General features: G+C 43.0%; 15 protein-coding genes and 2 pseudogenes. 8 read left to right on the top strand and 9 right to left on the bottom strand.

The genetic code is table 11. The annotated features are described in order from the left end of the window. Positions 1-38: 38 nt before the first annotated feature. Both murB and murC read right to left on the bottom strand, forming a co-directional pair. Positions 39-1,061: a UDP-N-acetylmuramate dehydrogenase gene (murB, locus tag AACX33_RS00315; RefSeq protein ID WP_194001357.1), complete on the bottom strand. Its 1,023-nt coding sequence runs from the start codon at positions 1,059-1,061 to the stop codon at positions 39-41. A gap of 131 nt (positions 1,062-1,192) precedes the next feature. Further along, entirely contained in the window at positions 1,193-2,656 is a 1,464-nt protein-coding gene (gene murC / locus AACX33_RS00310) for a UDP-N-acetylmuramate--L-alanine ligase (protein WP_194001355.1), read from the bottom strand. Positions 2,657-3,052: 396 nt separating this feature from the next. On the opposite strand from murC, the gene nadD reads away from it, so the two are divergent. Both nadD and AACX33_RS00300 read left to right on the top strand, forming a co-directional pair. Beyond that, positions 3,053-3,679 (top strand): nicotinate (nicotinamide) nucleotide adenylyltransferase, encoded by a 627-nt coding sequence (gene nadD, locus AACX33_RS00305; protein WP_194001353.1) that lies wholly within the window; start codon positions 3,053-3,055, stop codon positions 3,677-3,679. Positions 3,680-3,796: 117 nt separating this feature from the next. Beyond that, the gene (locus tag AACX33_RS00300) at positions 3,797-4,810 is read left to right on the top strand and encodes a type I glyceraldehyde-3-phosphate dehydrogenase (protein ID WP_194001351.1); all 1,014 of its coding nucleotides are present in this window, start codon (positions 3,797-3,799) and stop codon (positions 4,808-4,810) included. 30 nt (positions 4,811-4,840) lie between these two features. Here AACX33_RS00300 and thiL read toward each other — a convergent pair whose 3' ends face one another. Then, complete coding sequence (gene thiL / locus AACX33_RS00295) at positions 4,841-5,854, bottom strand: thiamine-phosphate kinase (protein ID WP_194001349.1); 1,014 nt, start codon at positions 5,852-5,854, stop codon at positions 4,841-4,843. Between the two features lie 94 nt (positions 5,855-5,948). Beyond that, positions 5,949-7,076 carry a peptidylprolyl isomerase gene (locus AACX33_RS00290; protein WP_194001402.1) on the bottom strand — a complete coding sequence of 376 codons (1,128 nt, stop codon included), beginning with the start codon at positions 7,074-7,076 and terminating at the stop codon, positions 5,949-5,951. Positions 7,077-7,315: 239 nt separating this feature from the next. Between AACX33_RS00290 and efp the strand changes: the two genes are divergently transcribed. The 3 genes and pseudogenes from efp to AACX33_RS00275 all read left to right on the top strand — a co-directional run bounded on the left by efp (position 7,316) and on the right by AACX33_RS00275 (position 8,909). After that, entirely contained in the window at positions 7,316-7,873 is a 558-nt protein-coding gene (gene efp / locus AACX33_RS00285) for an elongation factor P (protein ID WP_194001347.1), read from the top strand. 107 nt (positions 7,874-7,980) lie between these two features. Next, the gene (gene accB / locus AACX33_RS00280; RefSeq protein WP_194001345.1) at positions 7,981-8,460 is read left to right on the top strand and encodes an acetyl-CoA carboxylase biotin carboxyl carrier protein; all 480 of its coding nucleotides are present in this window, start codon (positions 7,981-7,983) and stop codon (positions 8,458-8,460) included. Between the two features lie 81 nt (positions 8,461-8,541). Continuing rightward, a pseudogene (locus tag AACX33_RS00275) lies at positions 8,542-8,909 on the top strand (transcriptional regulator). A 46-nt stretch (positions 8,910-8,955) separates the two neighbouring features. Here the strand turns inward: AACX33_RS00275 and AACX33_RS00270 are convergent. After that, positions 8,956-9,558 carry a GerMN domain-containing protein gene (locus AACX33_RS00270; RefSeq protein ID WP_194001343.1) on the bottom strand — a complete coding sequence of 201 codons (603 nt, stop codon included), beginning with the start codon at positions 9,556-9,558 and terminating at the stop codon, positions 8,956-8,958. 526 nt (positions 9,559-10,084) lie between these two features. Here AACX33_RS00270 and AACX33_RS00265 point away from each other — a divergent pair. Next, positions 10,085-10,636, top strand: a pseudogene (locus AACX33_RS00265) (Uma2 family endonuclease); the annotation flags it as partial. Between the two features lie 59 nt (positions 10,637-10,695). Here AACX33_RS00265 and AACX33_RS00260 read toward each other — a convergent pair. The 3 genes from AACX33_RS00260 to AACX33_RS00250 all read right to left on the bottom strand — a co-directional run bounded on the left by AACX33_RS00260 (position 10,696) and on the right by AACX33_RS00250 (position 13,311). After that, entirely contained in the window at positions 10,696-11,031 is a 336-nt protein-coding gene (locus tag AACX33_RS00260) for a XisI protein (protein ID WP_194001341.1), read from the bottom strand. After that, entirely contained in the window at positions 11,019-11,432 is a 414-nt protein-coding gene (locus tag AACX33_RS00255) for a XisH family protein (RefSeq protein ID WP_194001339.1), read from the bottom strand. Before AACX33_RS00255 ends, AACX33_RS00260 begins: the two co-directional genes overlap by 13 nt. A 70-nt stretch (positions 11,433-11,502) precedes the next feature. Then, entirely contained in the window at positions 11,503-13,311 is a 1,809-nt protein-coding gene (locus tag AACX33_RS00250; RefSeq protein WP_194001338.1) for a proline--tRNA ligase, read from the bottom strand. 72 nt (positions 13,312-13,383) lie between these two features. Between AACX33_RS00250 and AACX33_RS00245 the strand changes: the two genes are divergently transcribed. Together AACX33_RS00245 and AACX33_RS00240 are read left to right on the top strand one after the other, a co-directional pair. Then, positions 13,384-14,775, top strand: a complete 1,392-nt coding sequence (locus AACX33_RS00245; protein WP_194001336.1) for a 1-acyl-sn-glycerol-3-phosphate acyltransferase — start codon at positions 13,384-13,386, stop codon at positions 14,773-14,775. 325 nt (positions 14,776-15,100) lie between these two features. Continuing rightward, complete coding sequence (locus AACX33_RS00240; RefSeq protein ID WP_194001334.1) at positions 15,101-15,886, top strand: class I SAM-dependent methyltransferase; 786 nt, start codon at positions 15,101-15,103, stop codon at positions 15,884-15,886. A gap of 86 nt (positions 15,887-15,972) precedes the next feature. On the opposite strand, the gene AACX33_RS00235 is transcribed toward AACX33_RS00240, so the two are convergent. Beyond that, positions 15,973-18,648 carry a DEAD/DEAH box helicase gene (locus AACX33_RS00235; protein WP_194001332.1) on the bottom strand — a complete coding sequence of 892 codons (2,676 nt, stop codon included), beginning with the start codon at positions 18,646-18,648 and terminating at the stop codon, positions 15,973-15,975. Positions 18,649-18,792 lie beyond the last annotated feature (144 nt).

The following is an 18,792-nucleotide window of genomic DNA, read 5'->3' as shown; positions in this document are numbered from 1 at the left end:
CTCTTCAATCCCCCGCTCCCCTGCCTCTTCCCCCCACCTTAACCAGTCGCCAGAAACTCACCGATCATTTTTACTTCTGGCTGTAAGCAAATCGACCAATGTTCTTTGACTTGCTGCTGGATATGACGAATGAGAGAGAAAATATCGCTGGCCTTAGCCCCGCCACGATTGACGATAAAATTAGCGTGTAACAATGCTACTTGCGCTCCGCCAATTTGGTAGCCTTTTAAACCTGTTTGTTCAATTAACCACCCAGCAGCATAAGGCGTAGGATTGCGGAACACGCTGCCACAGCTAGGGAAATTATAGGGCTGTGTAGTTAGTCGATGTTGTTTGTGTTGCTTGGTGACTGCCAAAACTAATCCTGGATCAGTACCTGGTTGGAGTTGAAAGGTGGCTTGGGTAACAATGCGTTGACAACGCCTCTCGGTAGGAGATTCGCTACTTTGTAGAGATGAAGCCCGATAGCTGTAACCTATCTGGGCGGGGGTCAAAGTTTCTAATGTCCCATCTGGCGAAAGTACCTCGGCGCTGACTAACATATCTGCGATACAGCTATTATGCGCTCCAGCATTCATGACTACAGCACCGCCAACAGTTCCAGGGATACCAACAGCCCATTCTAATCCTTGCCAACCTAATTTTGCTGCTTCCCATGCCAAGGTGGGAATTGATTCTCCGGCCGCCACGGTTAATTGACCTGTTTGGGGGTCAAAGTAGCTATGGCGCAGATGACGAGTAGAAATTACTAAGCCTGGTAAACCGCGATCGCTTACCAATAGGTTAGAACCTGCACCGAGAATTGTTACAGGTAATTCATGTTCTTTTGCATACTCAATACTGGCTTGGAGTGCTTCTAAATTACGAGGAGCAACGTACCATTCCGCCGCTCCCCCAACTCTATAAGAAGTAAATGCAGATAAGGAAGCTTGTGACTTAATAGCACAATTACTGTCTTTTAAGTAAATTATTTTACTATCACTTGAATCTTCTGTTTCCTGCTTCTGTGTAGTTGAAGCAAAAATTGTGCAGACATTTCCAGCTGCCTGGGAGATTTTCATCTTTACGTAAATTTGTGAAATTTTTACATTTAACTGCCGTAAAAATACAGCAATAGTATCAATCGAGAGAATCGTTCCTAGAGGGAAACACTTCGGCGAGCTTCAGTGTCCACTCCGCTTCTTTTCCGCATCTAGGATGTGGCTGTAGCAGGTTCGCAAAGTGTGCTTATGACTTCAGGAATCACCTGATTTAAATTCCCAGCTCCCAGAAATAGGGCTAAATCTCCAGGACGCAGCGTTTGCAGCAAGAACTCACTCATTAAGGGCAGATTTGGTTGATAAAGCACTTGTGGATGGAATTTGGCCATTTCTGCTGCCAGTTGTTCACCGCTAATTTGCCCTAAATTTGGTTCACCGGCACTGTAAATATCTGTCAGTACAACTAAATCAGCATGAGTAAATGACTCGGCAAATTCTGCCAAAAAGGTCAATGTGCGACTATAGCGATGGGGTTGGAAAATGGCCACCACTCTTTGTCCTGGTCTGGCTTGGAGGCTGGCGGCGGCAAGAGTAGCGCGAATTTCACTTGGGTGGTGGGCATAGTCATCGATGAAAGTAATACCGCCAACTTCTCCGCGAAACTCAAAGCGTCGTCTGGCTCCTTCAAAGGTGGCAATACCCTTGGCAATTGTGCCAAATTCTAAACCCAAGGCTCGACCAACAGCTACCGCCGACAGAGCATTACTCAAATTATGCCGACTGAGCAACCGTAATTTCAATACTCCCAAGGCTTTGCCTTTTTCCCAAACTAGGGCTGTGCTACCATCAGCGCGATAGTCAATATTAGTAACGCTATAATCCGCATCTGTCTCTGGGTTGAGGCTGTAGGTAATTGTCGGCTTGAAGCGTTCGCGCACCGTGTCACAATCAATACAACCTATGAGAGTTTTACAACCAGCTGCAAATTTTTGGAAGATATTAACTACTTCTTCTAATGTGTCGTAGTGGTCAGGATGATCAAGTTCAATATTAGTAATAATGCCAATTTCCGGGGCGTGTTTTACCAAAGAACCATCAGATTCATCGGCTTCAGCTACCAGATACTTGCTTTGCCCTAATCGAGCATTTCCTTCCCAAGCATCAACTTCACCACCGACAATAATTGTGGGGTCTAAACCAGCTTCTAACAGCATATAGCCAATCATGCTACTGGTTGTAGTTTTACCGTGGGTTCCGGCAACTGCGATGCTATAGTAATCTGAAATCAAGGCAGCGAGTACATCAGAACGATGAAAAATTGGACATCCTAATTCCAGTGCTGCTTTGTATTCCAAATTATTGGCATTAATTGCTGTTGAACAAACAACTTGAGGTAGTGTTGACTTGCTAGCAGTAGCTAATATTTCTGGCGAGTTTAATAATACTCTATTAGGTGATTCACTAGAGTGAAAGAATTCAAGATTACTTGCCTCTTGTCTACCAAAAATATGTGTTCCGATAGATTCCAACTTGCGCGTAATATGACTCGGACGAAGATCAGAACCTGATACTGGCATTTGCCGCTTTGCCAGAACGTATGCTAGGGCAGACATACCTATGCCACCAATGCCAATAAAATGAAATGGTCTGCCATTAAAATCTACATAATTACTCATTGATTAGTCCTCTTACACCACACCATAATCACAAATGACACGCGTATCATAACAGGAATTTGATTTTTACCGTAACTGCCCTTGCATATTGTTTATACCTGATGTTTGAATTATTTTCCTCTATTGTTTTGCTGATTGAGAATGATTTTACCTTTGTTGGAGGTTTTTGCTATTTCTGAACTGTTATAAAGATTATTCTGAAAGTTTATGCTGCATCGGGACAGAAAATATTGTAGTTTCAAATACATCTTTCTAAATTCCTTACTAGTATTGGCTACAGTAATACATTGGTAGTGAAACTGCTTTAAATTTGTATCAAGTTCCGGAATAAATCGAGCATAATAGTATATTTGTATTAAAAACTTGGGGAATTGAATAAAGTTTAGGCATGACGGAATGCAGCAAATAGGAATCTTTGGTGGCACATTTGATCCAATTCATTGGGGACACTTGCTCGTAGCCCAAACAGCTTTGGATCAAGTACCCCTGGAAAAGATAATTTGGGTGCCATCACTAAACCCTCCTTATAAAAAAGCAGTTTTGTGGGAACATCGCTGGGAAATGCTGAAATTAGCGATCACAGATAATCAAGCATTTACTGTCTCCCTAGTAGAAGCAAAACGCTCTGGGACTTCCTATGCCATCAATACCTTGATGGACTTATCTAGTTGTTATGCAAATACTCACTGGTACTGGATTTTGGGTTTGGATGCATTTAAAACCTTACCCCGTTGGTACCGTGGAAACGAACTAGCACAAATGTGTGATTGGTTAATTGCCCCCCGACTGCTAGGTGGTGAGACTATAGCTCAAAGCGAGCTAATCTGCAAGCAAGTAGAGCAAGAACTCCGAGAGCGATCGCTCTCTATTCGCTGGCAATTATTGAATATACCTTTAGTAGGGATTTCGTCAAGTCTAGTTCGTCAACTTTGCCGCGAAGGCCAGTCAATTCGCTATTTAGTCCCAGAATCGGTCAGATCCTACATCACGACTCACAGCCTTTACTCAGGTAAATCTGAATAAAATATGTGTTTTTTTTATTGATCAAACACTTTATGGTTATTAATACCCCCCCTCTTTACGATATGATTGGGTTCAAAGATATCAACTTATAGGCATAAATACAGAGGGTAAGACACTGTGATTAGAGTCGCAATAAACGGTTTTGGGCGTATTGGACGTAACTTTGCACGCTGCTGGGTAGGCAGAGAAAATAGCAACATTGAGCTGATAGCTATTAACGACACATCAGACCCTAGAACCAATGCTCACCTCCTAAAGTATGACTCAATGCTTGGGAAGTTAAGGAATGCTGACATTACCGCCGATGATAACTCAATCATCGTTAACGGTAAGACCATCAAATGCGTATCGGATCGCAACCCGGAAAACTTGCCGTGGAAAGACTGGGGAATTGACCTGATTATCGAAGCAACAGGCGTATTTACCAGTCGGGATGGCGCACAGAAGCATATAAATGCGGGAGCCAAAAAAGTTCTGATCACTGCTCCTGGTAAAAACGAGGATGGGACTTTTGTGATGGGCGTGAATCATCACGACTATGACCATAACAAGCACCACGTCATTAGTAACGCCAGCTGTACTACTAATTGCTTGGCTCCCATAGCCAAAGTGTTGAACGATAAATTTGGGATCATCAAAGGCACGATGACCACCACCCACAGCTACACTGGTGACCAGCGCTTGCTAGACGCTTCTCACCGGGATTTGCGACGGGCTAGGGCAGCAGCTATTAACATTGTTCCCACCTCCACTGGTGCGGCTAAAGCAGTAGCGCTGGTAATCCCAGACCTGAAAGGTAAGCTGAATGGTGTGGCTTTACGAGTACCTACCCCAAATGTCTCAATGGTAGATTTCGTAGTTCAGGTTGAGAAGCGTACTATTACTGAAGAAGTTAATCAAGCGCTCAAAGATGCCTCGGAAGGTTCACTCAAAGGCATTTTGGACTACAGCGAACTACAACTGGTATCTTCCGATTATCAAGGTACTGATGCTTCTTCTATTATCGATTCCAGCTTGACCATCGTCATGGGTAATGACTTGGTGAAAGTTATGGCGTGGTATGACAATGAGTGGGGTTACAGCCAACGAGTTCTAGATTTGGCAGAACTAGTAGCCACAAAGTGGGCTTAGTTATTAGTCATTAGTCATTAGTGACTTGGGCTATGAAGTGAAATGTTGAAATCCCCGGCTGAGAGTTAAAACTTGGTTGGGGAGTTTTTTATGTTGGTCGTGCAGTATGACTTGGGAACCGGTTGTAATAGTTCCAACTATAGCGGCGCTTTTACCGAGTTTTGTCACTAAAGTATGGGCGAGAACTGCTGGTAAGCACAGGACTAATTCAAAGTCTTCACCGCCGTAAAGGGCATATTCTAAAGCTTGTTCTGGTGTTAGCCAGTGGCTAAAAGTTGCTGGTAAGGGGATTTTTCTGGCTTCTAGGATAGCGCCAACACTACTAGCACGGCAAATTTGCAAAATCGCATCTGCCAAGCCGTCGCTGCTGTCCATGCCGGTGATGGGGGGATGGGTAAATGGGGGGTAGGATGCGAGAATTTCCCAAAGTATGGGTAAAACATCTAATCTTGGTTGCGGACGCTGGTGGGCTGTGATCAGCGTCCTTTGTTCTGTATCGCTGAGGTTTTGCTTTAATTCGGGATGCAAGAGCAATTGTAAGCCTGCGTGGGATGCTCCGTGAACACCTGTGACGACGATCGCATCACCCACTTGAGCGGCAGAACGACGGATAATCCTCTGGGGCTGAACTTGACCAAAGGCGGTGATGGAAAGAGTTGTTACAGGCGATCGCACAATGTCACCGCCCACAATTACGCTATTGTATTTCTGGAGGCATTCTGTCATGCCCTGGTATAAGCGCTCAACCCAACTCACCATTACTTCGCCAGGTAGTCCCAAACCGACAGTAATTCCTAGAGGATCAGCACCCATTGCTGCCAAATCGGATAAATTAGCAGCCACAGCCCGCCAACCAGCATCTTCTGGGGATGTGGTGACATTACTAAAATGCACGCCATCAACGAGGACATCTGTTGTCACTACTAAAGATTGATCTGGTGCAGTTAAAAGTACTGCTGCATCATCGCCAATCATTCCTGGGGGACAGAAACGCTGCAATTTTTCTAAAACACCTTGTTCGCCAATATCTTTAACTTTAGTCATTGGTCATTAGTCATTGGTCATTGGTCATTAGCCAAAGAAAAGAGGAGTGTAATCAACAACTCCTCGAACTCTCATATTTATACTCAGAGATCTTCTAAGCTTGGGGCTGAACTAAATTTTCGATTCCTTGAACCACAGTCGCTGATTCAATTTTGTCACCTTCCTTGAGCTGATCCAAAATTTCTTTGCCTTCGGTGAGATAGCCAAAAACGGCATAGCGACCGTCTAACAGGTTTCGTCCCGCCGGAGTAAGTTCTGGCTCAAACAAAAAGAAGAAAAATTGCGAAGAACCTCCATTTGCTTCAGTTTCCGGGCGAGCCATCGCCAATGCGCCAAAGGAAGAAAAAGGCAGAACTGGCATATCAAGATAACGCCCAGCTTCTTCGAGAGTAATACCATAGGTGGGTTCCTCGTCGCCTTCAACCAAGACTTCTAAAGGAACGGCACGGTATTTGCCAGTTTTTGGATCAATGAAACCTACTTCTTTTCCTGGAGGATCTCCGGTTTGAAGGACGTAAGATTCTTCAGAACGGGTAAATTCTAAGCCGTCATAAAAACCTCGCTGCACTAAATCGACAAAGTTGCCAGCTGTGACAGGGGCGCTATAACCATCTAGCACCATAGTCAGGTCGCCTTTGTTGGTTTTCATTACCACTGTGGCCCGCCCTTTGAGTTGAGGGAGGTTATGATACTCAGCAGGCACTTCAAAGGGAAATTCAGTCACCATTGACTCTTCTAACTGGGTGACTATATCCAGCAGTTTGTTTCTACCTGCAAAAATTTGTTCTTTGTCTTTAACTTTTACCGCTTCTTGCAGTGAATCAACACCGGATTTCAACTCAGCAATCCAAGCTTCGGCTTGGGGTTGGCGTTCTTCGGGAACGCTTGCTAGGATTTGGTTAGGTTGATCGAGAATGCGTGTGGCTGTTTTCAGGTCGCTAGAGATAGCACCCCACCGCCGATTTGCCCGCAGTTGGGTGGAGATATCTTCTAAACTGCCTTGCAGTCGCCGGACTGGTTTATTCTCTATGGGGAGTGCATACCTTAATAAAGCCTTGCCCTCAGTAATTGCATTTCCAGATGGCAGGGCGGCGTTACTAGGAGGAGTCCAGCCAGCTGCACTTATGCCTAAAAATATTGTTACTAACAATATTGCCATTAGGCTGTGCTTCAGCCAGGATTTTAATATGTTAAACATGATGGAATAACTCAAATGCAACATGAAATTGTTGACTAGGCTTAACCCATCAATCATCTTCCCACAGTACGAGTGCTGAGTAATCGCTTAATTAGTGATTAGGGACTAGGAAGTAGGGATTAAGTGGGAATAATTTTTGTCTAGTTATGAGTTTTCAGCATCTGTTCCCCAGTTCCTGAACTTATATCTTGATGATTAATGACTAATTACGACCCTGGAAGGGTACAATAAATGCCGATTGTCTTCCCAAATTTGAAAGCTTCATGATATCTAGTAACGACTTTCGACCCGGTGTGTCCATTGTATTAGACGGGAATGTATGGCGAGTGGTCGAATTCCTCCACGTTAAGCCAGGCAAAGGCTCTGCCTTTGTGCGGACAAAACTCAAAAGCGTCCAAAGTGGCAGCGTTGTCGAAAAAACCTTCCGAGCTGGGGAAACAGTACCTCAAGCGAATCTGGAAAAAAGCACGATGCAGCATACCTATAAAGAGGGCGAAGAGCTAGTCTTTATGGATATGGAAACCTACGAAGAAAGCAGATTAACCGTGGCGCAAATTGGCGATCGCGTAAAATACCTCAAAGAAGGTATGGAAGTTAATGTGATTCGTTGGGGTGAGCAAGTGCTAGAAGTGGAACTACCCAACTCTGTAGTTTTGGAAATTGTCCAAACAGATCCAGGTATCAAAGGTGATACGGCTACAGGTGGAACTAAACCAGCTACTCTGGAAACAGGAGCAACTGTCATGGTTCCATTGTTTGTTGCTCAAGGCGAACGTATCAAAATTGATACTCGTGAAGATAAATATCTCGGCAGGGAATAAGTTTGTTCTGTTTCCAGAAGCAATAATGATTTCATCCCTAATCCAGGGATTTAATCCCTGCCAAACTTAAAATTTTGATTTACGGTTAGGTCGAGGTAATAAAAACTGTGCCATTGGAATTTAATGAAATCCGCCAACTGCTGGCAACTATCGCCCAAACAGACATTGCTGAAGTAACGCTCAAAAGCGATGACTTTGAACTAACGGTACGTAAATCGAGTTCACGAGAAACCCCAGCAGCGCCAAATCAGATCATGGAGGTGGGAACAAGTCGCGTCTTGGAGACGGCTGTCACTACTTCTAGTGTGCAGTTGTCAGCAAATCCCCCATCAACCATTGATAAGAGATTAGTAGAAGTGCCTTCGCCGATGGTAGGAACGTATTATAGCGCTCCGGCACCAGGTGAAGCCGCTTTTGTGAAAGTGGGCGATCGCGTCCGTGTTGGTCAAACAGTTTGTATCATTGAAGCCATGAAGCTGATGAATGAAATTGAGGCTGAGGTATCTGGACAAGTCATGGAAATTCTCCTGCAAAATGGCGAACCTGTGGAATATGGCCAGGCTTTGATGCGAATTAACCCTGATTAAGTATTAATCTATTTATCAAGTGAGTGATTTATATCAAGATGAGTCATTGGTAAAATTCTCGGTGATTGCGGGTCAATCCTGATCAAACAAGCGTTGCTAGTACCTCCCTCAGTGGTGCAACAAGTAGTCGAATACTTCACCCTGTTAAGTGAGCCGATGCACCGACCGTTGCTACACTTGCTACAGGATATTCGCGGAGCGTCTCGTAGAGAACAAAAATGCCTGCAAGAATTGGTAGAGGCAAAACAGACTTCGCAGGCAAATGTTTCCAAATACCTGAAGGTAATGTGGCAAGCTGGAATCCTTAGCCGCCGCACTCAAGGGACTTGCGCTTACTACCGGGGAAGATGAAAGGATTTTTGAATTGTTTAATCGGGTGTGCGATTCGCCTGGCCACAAGGCTAGAAAAACAAGCTCGCACCTTTGAGGTGCTGAATGGCAAAAGCTGAGTCATGTGTCAGTGAACAGTAACCAGTCTGTTCACTGAATTACTGACTAAAGCTGATAGTTTTGCTCAAAGCTTTCACGAGTCAATGGCTGTTGCAACTCCACACCTTCGCCACCTAAAATATCCAACTGTTCCCCGTCTACCTCAATGTATACTTTAGCGTTTGGATCTAATGTTGTAGCAGTATAAACAACTTGTCCGATGCGACCGATCATCGAGGCACTACCGCCGCCCTGAGTAAAATCGTTAGATAAATTAACGTGAACTTCATCATTTTCCCTCTTCAGCCCCAGCAACTTGGTTCCTTGGGGAATGGTTGTAGAATCTGTGCCTTCTGTTGGTCCGGCTAATAAAGCTTGGAAAGCATTTTCTAAAACTTGATTGGGTTGTGTAGCAGCTATTTGAACTGGCTGGGGAACCAAATCGAAACTGGTGGGATTTGATTTTAGCCAATAGACACTAGGTGTTTGTTCTTGTCCTGGCTGAGTAATTGCTGGCTGATTGGGCTGGGTGATGGTATGAGATGGGTTGGATGTAGGAGACTGGTTGGAAGCAAGCCAAGCTACACCACCACCCACCGCTACAACTGCTGCTGAGACTGCTGCAATTACACCTGAAGAAATTCGCTTAGATCCTTGTTGGTCGTTCATGTTTAAAACCTTCTTGACTGAGGATTGAGATAGTGTGGTTCAGAGGAGCAGCCTGGTTTAAGACGATTTCGATGTGTGGGGAGTTTTTTAAAATCTAAAGATGTCTTGATTTATGAAAGTTATGCTTACTTGATATTTTGCCTGTTTCAAGAGCAATTTGAGATTTAAGATGAGGAATCCTCTTGTTTAGGCTATTTCAGCAATTTGTCATCCTGCACCTATAGTAACTTTATTTCATCTTTAATTTTAGGTTGACAGTTATAGTCCGTCACCCGAACCTCAATGTTAATATAATCGTTTCTTGAAATACGGATACTAACAGGGACTACAAGAACATATTTAAGATCCTGCATCCTCACTATTGGTGAAATTAAATCTCCACAGGTATGAAGTATCGAAACTTCTGTGTACTTTTGCTTAATTCGGGAATCTGCTCCTTTAGGATATTAATCAAATTTCTAATGGCTATTTCCTGAAATTGGCAGAGAAATATTTACAGAAATTTATACCTACATCTTCCCCACTTCATGGCATTTGTGCCACAGTTAATGAGAAAATTGTGGTAAAAGCACCTGATTGGGCTTACGTGCCGAGAATCACTGTACCCAGAGAGCAAGTAAAACGCAGTTATACCCCTCATAAACAGGGAGAAATTCCCTCTGTGGTCATGGAATTTCTCTCAGATACTGATGGTAATGAATATTCCAATAAACTTACCTATCCTCCGGGAAAATGGTTTTTTTACGAACAAGTTTTACAAGTTCCTAATTACCTGATTTTTGAACCTGACAACGGTATTTTAGAAGTGCATGGTTTACATGAGTCTGGTAAATATCAATTACGTTCCTCAGATGAGAATCAGCGCTACTGGCTGGAGGAAATGGAATTATTTATTGGTGTGTGGTCAGGAAAACGAGAAAATCGTCAAGGTTACTGGTTGAGGTGGTGGGATAAAGCGGGAAATTTATTGTTGTGGGGGTTTGAGTTGGTGGAAAAAGAAAGACGCGAGAAGGAAGCTGCTTTGCAACGTTTACAAGAGTTAGAAAAACGATTGCGGGATGCAGGTATTGAAGATTAAAATCGGATTTTTCCAACTTTCGCCAATTCTCTCAACCTAAGTAATTATCAGATCGTATTTTAACTGACAGCAAAATCTGTATACTTTCTTCTCATTGGTGAGTGAAAGGCTAAAACAATATCTTGTTTGGGTACACCTAAATCTAATAAATCTTGAGCAATTCTCTTCTCAGTTCCATTATGTTGTATCCAAATTTTCCGATCTTTAATATCAATATGTAGCATAATTCCGTGAATGCGTTTTTCTCCATCCCAACCTACAGTCATTAGCTGATAATGGTTATTTTCTCTATCAATAACTAACTGTAGTTCTACATCTCCATAAGAGGGTTTATATTGACTGTATTCTTTGAGTATATTTTCAATGTAATTACGATATTTTTCTAATTTATCCATTGAGATATTGCCTCCTGCTCAATATTATAGACAATAATTTTTAACTGATAATCTGCAATAGCAATTTGTGTAAATTCTAGCTTAAAAAAACTTTCGTAAATATCAAGGGGGACGGCTAAATATAAAATTCTTTCTGGTTCCTGTCGCCGTAAAATTAAACGATAATTCAGCAATTGCCCAAGGGCTTGGTGAAATTCAGAAATTGTAGAATCACCAAGAAAACTTTTTATCTCAACTGCTATTTTTTGATTATCCTTTTGGGCTGCAAGCATTTTTTCTGCACCCAAGTCTACATATAAATCTACTCCTCCAAATGAAATGAATAAGAGGTCATTTGTTATCGTCCAACCTTCTTTAACTAAGGCATTTTTGACAGCATCGTGAAATTTGTCTTTAGCCATTTTGGTATCAATGGCAGGCAAGACTTGTACTGAGCTTGTCGAAGTATGCCTGCCCTACAAGAGATATATTTTATCCTTCTATCGCTGTTTTAATCCACTGTTGGAGTGTGTTGACAACTTCCTCAATAGCGATTTCTTGAGTTTCACGGGTGGCGCGTTTTACTATTTCTACTTTGCCGTTGTTAATCGCTCGACCTGTAACTATTCTGTAAGGTATACCAATTAAATCGGCATCTTTGAATTTTACCCCCGCGCGTTCGTCTCGGTCATCGAGTAATGTTTCTACGCCTGCTTTGTTTAGTTCAGTGTAAAGTTTTTGGGCGATTTCGAGTTGTTGAGCATCTTTGATGTTGGGAATTGTGACGATCGCATGATAAGGTGCGATCGCTACTGGCCAAATAATCCCATCTTTATCATAAGATTGCTCTACAGCCGATTGTGCCAACCTGGATACACCCACCCCATAGCAACCCATGAATAGAGGATTTTCTTCACCTTGTTCATTTGTATAGGTTGCGCCCATCGCTTGAGAATATTTCGTACCCAGTTGGAAAATATGACCGACTTCAATTCCTCTGGCTGTTTGTAGAGTTTGTTCAGTGTTGTGAACCGCGCGATCGCCTGGTCTAGCTTTACGTATATCTACTATTGTATTTGGTAGTGGGAAATGCTCTCCCCAATTAGCACCAACTACGTGATAGCCAGTTTCATCTGCACCTGTAACAAAGTTTTTTAAATCAACGGCTGTTTTATCTACCAACCGCAGAAACTGGGAAGAAAACTGTTTATTAGCAGAAATATACTCATCTGCAATATCAGGCGCAATATAACCTAAAGGTAAAGATTTAGCTGCCCATGTTTGCTGCATTTCGGCATTGGGTACATCCAAAGAAATAATAGCTTTAGCACCATAATTAGCAGCTAGTTTGGTCAATTCATTCTGCAACTTGACTTCATTGACTTCCTGATCACCCCGGATATTCACCAATACCAAAACCGTTATCCCATTATCATAAACTGTTTGGTAAAGGACATTTTTAACAATTTGCGTAGGAGAACATTTGAGCAAAGTACAAACTTTTTCTATGGTTTCCGTTCCTGGTGTTTCTCGTTTTTCATAGCTTGTAAACGGTGAAACTTCCGCATCAATGGCTAAAGAAACGGCTTTTTCGACGTTAGCAGCATATTTGCCATCTTCAGTGTAGAGAACGTCATCTTCTCCCGCATCCGCCAACACCATAAATTCTGTCGAACCAGAACCGCCAATTGCCCCAGAATCAGCTTCCACAGCCCGGAATGCTAAACCAGAACGGCGGAGCATATTGCTATAGGCTTGATACATATCTTGGTAGGTTTCCTTGAGGCTGACTTCATCCACATGGAAAGAGTAGCCGTCTTTCATAATAAATTCTCTTCCCCGCATCAACCCAAAACGGGGGCGAATTTCATCGCGGAATTTCGTTTGAATTTGATATAAATGTAACGGTAGTTGGCGATAAGAGCGAATCATATCACGAGCAACAGTCGTGATCACTTCCTCATGAGTCGGACCTAATCCTAATTGTTGCTCCCGACGGTCGATGAGGGAAAACATAATTCCCTCGGCTTTGGTGTAGGTGTCCCAGCGTCCCGACTCCTTCCACAACTCAGCCGGTTGTAATTGGGGTAAGAGACATTCTTGTGCGCCTGTGGCGTTCATTTCTTCGCGGACAATTTGGGAAACTTTTTGTAATACCCGCCACATCAAAGGCAGATAAGCATAAATACCGCTACCGATGCGACGAATGTAACCCGCCCGGAGTAAGAGTTTATGGCTGGGAATCTCAGCATCAGCCGGATCATCCCTGAGTGTGACGAATAACATTTGTGACAGTCGCATCGTGATTTTTCCTTTCCAGAATTATTAAAATCGGTTAAGTCTCAAATTTTCCATCAATCAGGAGCGATTACCTTGCCAGATATAATTTATCAAGCACAAGCACCCCTAGAATTTATTCCTCCAGCCTTCAATCCCTTGGTTCTGAAAGGCTTTCATCTGTTGCTACCGAGTTGGATTAACTGGCAAACAGCTATTACCCAAATTGAAGCAGATAATGTAGAGGTGTTGGTGGATCTTTATCGCCAGTTTCAAGAGGGTAAAGTCCGCTTTTTGTTGGCATTTCGCCATCCTAAAACAGAAGATCCCTTTTGCTTGACTTACTTGTTTTCTCAACTCGTGCCAAAAGTAGCACGAAAGCAGAACACAGCGCTACAGTTGCCGATTCATGCTCATTTTATCTATGATCGCGGCATTCCTCTATGGGCAGGTTCTTACGTGGGTTGGATGGCTTCGCGTTTGGGTGGGACTTCGATTCAACGGGGTAAGGCTGACTGGACGGGGTTACGTTCGGCGCGTGATTTGTTTGCTAATGGTCAATTCCCGATGGCCGCTGCGCCAGAAGGTGCTACGAATGGTTTGTCGGAATTTATCAGCCCCTTGGAACCGGGTATCGCCCAATTAGGCTTTTGGTGTGCGGAAGATTTGCAAAAGCAGGAACGCTCGGAACAAGTTTTAATTGTACCAGTTGGGATTAAATATGATTATGTGGCTGCGCCTTGGAGTGCGATCGCGGATCTGTTAACCCAATTAGAAGCGGCCAGTGGTTTGGTAGTGCATTCGGGACAGCAAAATGAGGTGAGTTGTCTGGAGTCACTTTATCCCAGGTTGTTGACCTTAGCAGAACACTTACTTTCGTTGATGGAACAGTTTTACACGCGGTTTTATCATCAAAAGTTGCCGGATGCTAAAACTTTAGCCGCAGAAACTAGCGAACGCAATGCCGCTTTAGTTATGCGGTTGCAAGCTTTATTAGATACAGCTTTACGCATATCTGAGGAATATTTTAACTTACTATCCAAAGGACAATTAAGCGATCGCTGTCGGCGGGTAGAACAGGCTGGTTGGAATTATATATTTAGAGAAGAGTTTAAGGATATCAAAGCATTATCACCTGTAGAGAAAGCATTAGGCGATCGCGTCGCCGAAGAAGCCCATTCCCGAATGTGGCACATGAGATTAGTAGAAAGTTTTGTCGCAGTTTCCGGTAGTTATATCCGCGAAAAGCCCACAGCCGAAAGGTTTGCTGAGACAACTTTAATTTTGTGGAAAATGGTTGCTCGAATTAAAGGTGATAAACTTGGTCAGATGCCACAGTTAGGTAAACAACGGGTAAAAATTACCATTGGTGAGCCGATATCAGTATCAGAGCGTTACCCGGCGTATAAAGAAAATCGTTTAGCTGCAAAAAAAGCTGTTGCTGACTTAACCAATGATTTGCAGCAAGAGTTGGAAAATTTAATATAACTGGATTTCATCGGCGGTTAACCAGCGATTTTTTCGAGATAAAAAGCATTCACAACTTATGCCAAGTTGACATAAGTAAGACGGCGTAAATCATTAAAGGTTTGTAGTGAGTTAGCGCTGTCTTCTCCCAAGGGGAGAGGCTAGTACAGCAAGGCGTAAATAAGCAGACTATTATGTGGAATTAAGCCAGTAAATTAAAAGATTTTTTTGGTAGCTTAGTCGTGTTTTTCTTAATTTTTTAATAAAAGAAAATCAGTCTGCCAAAATTGTCTGCTGTTTGCCTATTCTTCAAAAAACGTATATTATTGTTTATATTTGAATATCTATGTACACATCACCAGTAGAGTCATATTATCAGAGCAATTGCTATCATCATCAAATAGTTAGGAAATTAATCAAGCAACTGAATTTACAGGGAAATGAGAGAATTTTAGATATTGGGTGTGGTGATGGCAGAATTACGGCTGAAATTGCTACCTGTGTGCCAAATGGTTCAGTTTTGGGAATTGATCCTTCTCAACAAATGATTGCCTTTGCGAAGACAAAATTCCCTGAAAATATTTATCATAATCTGAGTTTTAAATCTGGTGATGCTCAAGATTTAAATTTTACCAATGAGTTTGATGTAGTCGTGTCATTTGGAACATTGCATATTCTTGTAGATCATATTCCTATTTTATTAGGAATTTATAATAGTCTTAAAAAAAATGGCAAAGTGATTTTACAGTTGACAAGTAAAGGTCGTGACAATGCAGAATCAAGTGTAATTTTTAATTTGCTTAAAAATCAAAAGTGGAAGTATTTAGAAAAAACAGTTGTTTATGGTTTTTATAATGAAGATCAATATCGCCAATGGTTGGAGAAAAGCGGATTCGTAACAGAAAAAGTGGAAATACACAACAGCTATGGGATTTATCAAAACTTAGAAACTTTTGATCAAACACTTCGTGGTAATTGGTTTTCGTTAAGCAGCAGGATACCTGCTAATTTATATCAAGACTTTATCAGTGAATTTATAGAAAAATATCTAGCAATTAATCCTCCAAATCAAGATGGTACGATTAATTTTCATGAGGATTGGTTATTAGTTGAAGCAAGAAAGATAAAATAAAAAATTCTAACGGAAAAATTAGACTTGGGGAAACCCTTCCTATCTGGTAGTGGGAAGTTGCTAGGAAGGGAGATTTTAACCCAATATTAATCAGCTACTTCATTGACTGGGAATCGATCAATTAATTGCATCGCCCGATAAGCATTACGCTGGAAATCTTTCGACAAGTGAGGAACGTGGGGTATCTGAGATAATAAATCCAAAGTCCGGCGTAAAATTCTCACCACATCGCCTTCATCCAAAGTGGTATTTTCACAGAGTTCTGTCCACGGTGTTCCCAGCGCCCACTTTTCCACTATGGCAATTAATTCCAATTCCAACCAGATCGGCAGAGCGACATTATACCGCCGTTGCAGTTGAAATACTTTGCGGCGAATTCCCCGCAGTTTTGCCAAGGCTTCTACTACTTCATTACTAAGTTCAAAGTTGACTTTACTATCTGGACGAGGGGTTTCGATGACTAAAGCGGCGGCGGCGGCGGCTAAATGATGTGGATCTAAATGGTCCAATTCACCACTGGCGAAGACTAAACCTAGCCATAACTCATTTTCTCCCCGAATGGCGGCGGCAATTCGCCCTAATTGGGTGGGGACTAAGTTATCTAAAGCGTCAAAGTGTTGCAAGATGGAAATTAAATTGACAAATTCTTCCCAATGGCGTTGTGAGTGTTCCTCAACTTGTGATTGTAATTGTTCGAGTTCGGCTTCTAATTCCACATAACGCGCCCGGCGTTTGAAAATCTTGCTGACATTGCCTGATTGATGGATGGGATTAGCTTCTAATTGCTCTTGGACGGCGGTAACGCGACTGAGTTGTGCGGCAACTTCTGGGGGCATATACATTGAGCCTTCTCCCCCTTCCGGAATGCGTTGCGCGATCGCAAATGTTTCTTCACTCCCACGCAGTGATTGACCCGGCTTTAACAGCAATTCAGGAGGTGGTACGATATGCGCTGGCACATCCAATCGTGGCAACTCAGCATACAAATTGACAACATCCGCAGTTGTCACCACATACCAGCGATTATCTTGCCCCAAGCATATTAAATAAGGAGCTTCCCCATTAGCGGGTATTTTTCCCATTAATACTGCTGTTATGGGTATAGATACGGCGATGTTTTTACCTTTGAGACTTAACAGAGTTCCCGACACTGCAAAGCTCAACATCATCACAAATTCTTCTTGCCGGTTTTCCTGCGCTTGTTCTTGCAGAGTTGATAATAACTGGCGTTCTACTTTCAGGCGTTGCCGTAATTTCTCATAAACTGCTAGTTCATGTTCATTAACTGTGGCGATTTGTTCTTGAAGTTGGGCTAATTGGGTTTGCAGTTCGGACATCTCATCATACTCTGGTCTTAAATGCAGAGTTGCCATGTACTGCCCAAAGCTACGTTCTATGAGTTCTCTGGCTTGCTCCAGAGTGTGGATTTGCAGCAAGTTCAGTACCATCCCATAGCTTGGTGTAAACTGACTAACCAGAGGATCTGCTTTAGATGTAGCTAAATACGCCGCTTCTTTCGATCCTTCAAAGGGAGTTTGGACTGTGACCACATGACCTTGTAAATCCATTCCTCGCCGACCAGCACGCCCAGCCATTTGCAGGAATTCCGAAGCGTTTAATAGGCGATGTCCAGAATCAGTCCGTTTGGAAAGGGTGGAAATCACTGTTGTCCGGGCAGGCATATTAATTCCCGCCGCTAGTGTCTCAGTAGCAAAGACGACTTTAATTAACCCTTGCTGAAATAGTTCTTCTACTAGTCCTTTCCACGCAGGTAAAATTCCGGCATGGTGAGCAGCAATACCTCTGTATAGGGGCGCAATTTGCCCAGAACGCCCGGCTTCCGGGTTACGGGCTAAGAAATCATCAATTTGCTGACGTAATATTTGCGACTCATCATTATTTACCAACCATAAATCACCAACTTCTGCAACTGCCTTATCACATCCCCGGCGACTGAAAATAAAGTAAATCGCTGGGAGCATATCCCGTTGCTGTAGCTGGCTGAGGGTATAGATGATTCCAGGGGCTTCTGGTCTACCACCTCTACCCCTGTCTCCTTGCTTCCTTTTGCCTCTGTTTGCCAACCGGGGATTAATTTTGGTTTTGGTTTCATTCAGCAGGGGAAACAGCCCTTTGGGATTGCAATAGTAAAATTCTAAGGGAACTGGACGAAAATCGGAATAAATCAGGTCTGTGGGGCCATGAACGCGATTTAGCCAGTCGGTGAGTTGATCGCTGTTGGCAACTGTTGCGGAAAGGGCGGCCAGCTGAACTTCACGAGGACAGTAGATAATGGATTCTTCCCAAACTGTACCGCGTTGGCGATCATTCATGTAGTGGCACTCATCTAGCACCACCGCCTCAACGTCTACTAAGGAGATGCCGACTTGCCCGATGGGTGTGCCATAGAGCATATTTCGGAAGATTTCTGTAGTCATCACCAGAATTGGTGCGTCTCTGTTAATGGAGATATCTCCAGTTAACAATCCCACTTGGTCATACCCAAATTGCTCGCGAAAATCGCGTAATTTCTGATTTGACAATGCCTTGAGGGGTGTAGTGTAAAACACACGTTTCCCGCGCGATAAGGCTCTATAGATGGCATATTCCCCAACTAACGTTTTGCCCGAACCTGTGGGCGCACACACGACTACGGAACGTCCAGAATTTAGGGACGCGATCGCATCTTGTTGGAATTGATCCAATTCAAAGGGAAATATTAACCCTAAGTCAAGTTCTGGAGATGGTGCGGGATAATTCACTCAATCAAATTTGCAACCGGACTTTTTACTATATTAACGGCTATTTTGTCAACTTCGTTAGTCATTAGGGATTGGTCATTGGTCATTGGTCATTGGGAAGTTACCGTCTTCTCCCCCCTGCTCCCTGCCCCCTGCTCCCTGCCC

The sequence above is a fragment of the Nodularia sp. LEGE 04288 genome, from assembly GCF_963896525.1.
Classification (GTDB): domain Bacteria; phylum Cyanobacteriota; class Cyanobacteriia; order Cyanobacteriales; family Nostocaceae; genus Nodularia.
The sequence above is the reverse complement of the archived record's forward strand: the minus strand, read 5'-3'. Positions and strand labels throughout refer to the sequence as shown.